The organism is Enterobacter sp. SECR19-1250 (assembly GCF_013391025.1).
GTDB lineage: Bacteria > Pseudomonadota > Gammaproteobacteria > Enterobacterales > Enterobacteriaceae > Enterobacter > Enterobacter cloacae.
Map to the genome: position 1 here is coordinate 1 of NZ_JACASJ010000191.1, position 4,461 is coordinate 4,461.

Here is a 4,461-nt window from a genome sequence, read left to right on the forward strand (position 1 = left end):
CTCCGGATGAATATGATGATCTCATATCAGGAACTTGTTCGCACCTTCCCTAAATCTTTTCGTTTACTGACAAACCCATTTGCCCCGGCGCGGATGGCACGGCCTGCGTAAAAGGACTCCGATTTGGAAGAGAGGAACAGGACCTTTATGTCTTTGTTTAAGTTTCTGATTCTTTTCAATAAAGCGAAGCCATCGGTGCCCGTAAGTTCAATGTCCAGGATCACCAGATCGATGGCGTGATTGCGGATACAGTCGAGAACTTCATGGCTGTCGCCAGACTTCAGTTTGACTGTGATATTTTTATTTTTCTGTAGCAGGACTTCTATCGACATTCTGACGATAGGATGTTCGTCCATAATGATAACGGATGCCGGTTTCATTTTTTATGCCTCAGATTGTTAAAAGCATTATGCTGAGTTTGGTTCAAACTCTCGAAATGCCGGAAGGATAAATTTGCAGATCCTTATAGGGTGGTATTTCCCTGGAAAGAGCGAAAGCATCCTTGTTAACGTAGTGGTAATGTCATTGCCTCAGCGCGGTCATCTCATTTGGCTGGTGGCGGCAAAAAGGTTTTTCTTATTCATAATTGGTACGCGTCTTATTATACCGTGTAAGTTTTCTCCGAAAAGCCTGCAGATTAATTCATGATTATTGATTTGTATTATCTTCTGGATCTGAATGGCTATTTTTTTAAATTTAGCGGAAATGTCCTGTTATTCCATTTACCGCATCTTTTCATCTTTATGTAATAACAAAAAATAACAGATACCACTATATGTTGCAAAGTTGTTAATGAAATGGCGGGGCAGTAAAACGTCTCACCTGCTGCTGAAGTGGCGTGAATTTGCACAGATAGCGCGTCTCATCCTCATCCCGATACCTCTCCCCGATATCAGAAAAATACTATGCCGGAAGAGAAAAATCTTCTGCGGCCTTCGCTTTAAGCGCCAGGGGCGTACAACCAAATTGCTTGTTTTTACATCATTATCATCCTGTTAACGGAACCATCAATCCCTTAACGCATGGATGAAAGTGCTGCGCTTTACTTATTCTTTAATATTTCACGTGGTTCAGAGTCAGAAATTAGGAATAGTTGTAATTTCGAGATTTATGTTAACAGTTAACATAAAATTAACATTCTCAGTAAGTAAATTCCTAAAGATCTTTAGGAAATAAGGGGTTAGGTTAAGAGTAAAACGGGCAGTCGGAGAGATTATTGAGAAGATGCAGCAGTTCCTGGCGATGGCTAAGCCCGAGCTTCACCAGAATGCAGCTCAGGCGATAGATAATGCGGCTGTAGGGGCGATTCTGCAGCAGGGCGATCTGGCGTAGTGACTTCCCCCGCGACAGCTCCTGTAAAATGGGCCACTCGCCGCGAGAGAACCACTCTTTACTGGAGCCCTGTGGAGGGCTGATGTCCATCAGGCTGTGCTGGAGTGCCGCCGCCGTTGACTGGCGTTCAAGGACATGAAACGGCCCCGCCGCTTTACAGAACAGACGGGTGTCGTAATTATCCGCCCTGACCAACAGATACGGCGTGAGAAAGGGCGGATACAGACTGTGTCTTCTCAACTGATCCAGCTTTTCTATAAGCGCCGTGGTACGGCTTTCAATATCTACCACCAGACGGGCTGCAGGCCACTGATTCAGCGCCTGAAAAGCTTCGTCCAGCGTCGGGTAGTCGCTACAGCTGCTCAGGGGAAACTGGCCGTTCAGAAAACCGGTGCGCAGGAAATGATCTTCCGTGACCAGAATAATAAAGGGCGCGTCTGTTTTGCGATGTTGGTGGATGGACTGGCTCAAAAATTCGAGCCGGTCGAAAAAGGGGGGAGCAAAAGGCGAGTGCGTAAATCCCAGTGCATCACTTCCTGTACGCCGCCGCCGGTAACGGCGCACTGTCATTCGCATGGCTTCCCTCCTGGAAATGGCTTTTTATTCCTCCGGCCATGTCCAGGACGGCCAGTAGTACCCCTGGCCGAATCCTGCTCCTGCCTGTCGTGCCCGGCTATGATCCTTTTCAGTCTCAATACCTTCAATAAGCACGTTGTCGGCAAGCTGAAAGCAACGTGTCACCAGTTGCCCGAGCGCAGGGGTGGCGCGTAAACGCCAGAATGCTTCCTTGTCGATTTTTATGCCGGTTAACGGCAGCCGGCAGGACAAAAACGGTTGGACGATCGCTTCATCAATATCATCCAGCCAGATACCGTGGCCTTGTCTTCTGAGCTGCAGCAGGCGCTGGTGAACGTCCTGCCGTTTTGTGTCAGACAGCGCCAGAAAGCGTGCCGGGTCGACAATTTCTATATTCAGCGGTGCGGCAGGCAGCCGGAGAAGCCGCTGAAAGGCGTCCGGCTGCGTTAATACGGTTATCGGCAGATTGACGTAAAGATTATGACAGTGCGGGGTATTTTTTAGCGCGACAAGTTGCGCTTCAAGCAGCGTAAGTGACCACTCCGCAGACCGATCGTTGAAAAATGCTTCGCTTTGCTCTCTTGCTGACAGAACGCTCAGCACTTCCACCCCAACCTGGCGCTGCGAGGAGAGGGCGATGATAGGCTCAAGTTTGATGCCCGCGATATCGTGAGAGAGGTGCTGTAAGCTGGGGGACGTATCGATCAGGTTTTGCGCTGTCACTCCATTGTCCTGTTGTCTGTCAGCCTCCAGGCGGCCGGGATACTTCACACTAGTGTGACGGGCTGACGCTCAGGAAAACAGCAGGCGTTACTTAAATGCAGCTAAGCCTTTTCGCAGCGCTAAATTCTACGAAAGAAAGGCCGGGAATGTTGAAAAAACAGCCATATTTACAATCAGCTAGCCCTAATCGGAGGTGAAAACGGAAAAGGCATTGACTCACCTGCCATTGACCGTATAATTCTTCGCGTTTCACCACCGCGAAGTTCACTCTTCTCAGTGCGCCCTTAGCTCAGTTGGATAGAGCAACGGCCTTCTAAGCCGTAGGTCGTAGGTTCGAATCCTACAGGGCGTACCATTCTAACTTCTTCTAATGTATTCCAAAGTCTACAAAACCCAGAAAACACGCACTGCGGATATAAATTTCATTATCTCACGGTCTACTATCGTCTATTGAAATCTACCCTAAAATGGGGGCATCATTGGGGGCATTCTCAGGTTCAATAAAGTAGATGCCCCCAGATGAAGCTCACAGCAACCGAAATTAAGGCTTCCAAGCCAAAAGACAAAGCCTACAAATTGTCCGATGGTGGGGGCATGTATCTTGAAATCTTCCCCAATGGCACGAAAAGCTGGCGTTTAAAGTATCGGATTGGCGGTAAGGAGAAGCGCGTAGTCTTTGGCGTATATCCAACAGTCTCCTTGGCTGAGGCTCGGACTAAACGCGACGAAGCAAAAAGAATTTTGGCTGCTGGTGGTGATCCAGGACAGGAGAAGCAGGCTGAGAAACAGGCAAAGGTCATGGCTGTTGCAAATAGTTTTGAGCGCTTGGCATTGGAATGGCATGAACATAAAAGTCCTAACTGGTCAGAAGGTTATTCCAGCGATATCTTGGAGTATCTTAAAAAGGACATCTTTCCGTATATTGGCAACCGTTCGATTACCGATATTAAACCGGCTGAGATGTTGGCTGTGCTACGCAAAATGGAACAGCGAGGTGTTCTGGATAAACTCAAAAAGACAAGGCAGGCGTGTCGCCAGATATTCACCTATGCAGTTATCACCGGTAGGGCAGAGAATAACCCTGTAGTTGATCTCGCTAGTGCTTTAAAGGCACCAAAGCAGAAGCATTACCCTCATTTATCACTTGAGCAAATCCCTGAATTCCTTAGGGCACTCGACAACTACAGTGGCAGTCTGGTGACTCGCAATGCTACACGCCTGCTGATGCTTACCGGTTTACGAACTATCGAGTTAAGAGCCTCAGAATGGACTGATATCGATTTCGACAAGGGAATATGGAATATCCCGGCAGAACGAATGAAGATGCGGCGGCCACACATTGTTCCGATCACCAATCAGGTTAAAGAACTCTTGGAAGAGGTCCACCAGCTTACCGGGCGTGGGAAATACGTGTTCCCTGGTAGGAATGATGCAGGAAAACCGATGAGTGAGGCTAGCATTAACCAGGTAATTAAGCGCATTGGCTATGATGGTAAAGCGACAGGGCACGGTTTCCGTCACACGATGAGCACCATACTTCACGAGCAGGGCTACAACACTGCATGGATTGAAACGCAGCTGGCACACGTAGATAAAAACTCGATCCGTGGCACGTACAACCACGCCCAGTATCTGGACGGACGCCGAGAAATGCTTCAGTGGTATGCCGACTATATGGATAGCCTGGAGCATGGCGGAAATGTGGTTCACGGCTCGTTTGGTAAGGTCTCATAACTGGACGAATAGACAGTATAGGTATACCGGAGTAGACTCCAGTAGACGAACAAAGAATAGGCTATGTCTAGGCTGATCCCCGAAAACCCGTACACC

3 protein-coding genes, 1 tRNA gene and 1 pseudogene are annotated in these 4,461 nt (G+C 48.3%); 2 read left to right on the forward strand and 3 right to left on the reverse strand.

Annotated features, from left to right (window positions below):
• Window positions 1-41 precede the first annotated feature (41 nt).
• From HX884_RS25400 to HX884_RS25410, 3 genes and pseudogenes are all read right to left on the reverse strand, one after another.
• A pseudogene (locus HX884_RS25400) lies at window positions 42-380 on the reverse strand (response regulator); the annotation flags it as partial.
• A gap of 805 nt (window positions 381-1,185) precedes the next feature.
• Window positions 1,186-1,908, reverse strand: a complete 723-nt coding sequence (locus tag HX884_RS25405) for a response regulator transcription factor (protein WP_038982831.1) — start codon at window positions 1,906-1,908, stop codon at window positions 1,186-1,188.
• 24 nt (window positions 1,909-1,932) lie between these two features.
• Window positions 1,933-2,631: an EAL domain-containing protein gene (locus HX884_RS25410; protein ID WP_040021467.1), complete on the reverse strand. Its 699-nt coding sequence runs from the start codon at window positions 2,629-2,631 to the stop codon at window positions 1,933-1,935.
• A gap of 278 nt (window positions 2,632-2,909) precedes the next feature.
• Between HX884_RS25410 and HX884_RS25415 the strand changes: the two genes are divergently transcribed.
• A tRNA-Arg gene (locus HX884_RS25415) sits at window positions 2,910-2,986 on the forward strand.
• Between the two features lie 164 nt (window positions 2,987-3,150).
• On the forward strand, window positions 3,151-4,365 hold the full coding sequence (locus tag HX884_RS25420) for a tyrosine-type recombinase/integrase (protein WP_178328970.1): 1,215 nt from the start codon (window positions 3,151-3,153) through the stop codon (window positions 4,363-4,365).
• The last annotated feature ends 96 nt before the right edge of the window (window positions 4,366-4,461 follow it).

Coding starts and splice junctions, on each gene's coding strand:
- HX884_RS25420 (WP_178328970.1), top strand. CDS start 3,151: ATGAAGCTCACAGCAACCGAAATTAAGGCTTCCAAGCCAAAAGACAAA.
- HX884_RS25405 (WP_038982831.1), bottom strand. CDS start 1,908: ATGCGAATGACAGTGCGCCGTTACCGGCGGCGGCGTACAGGAAGTGAT.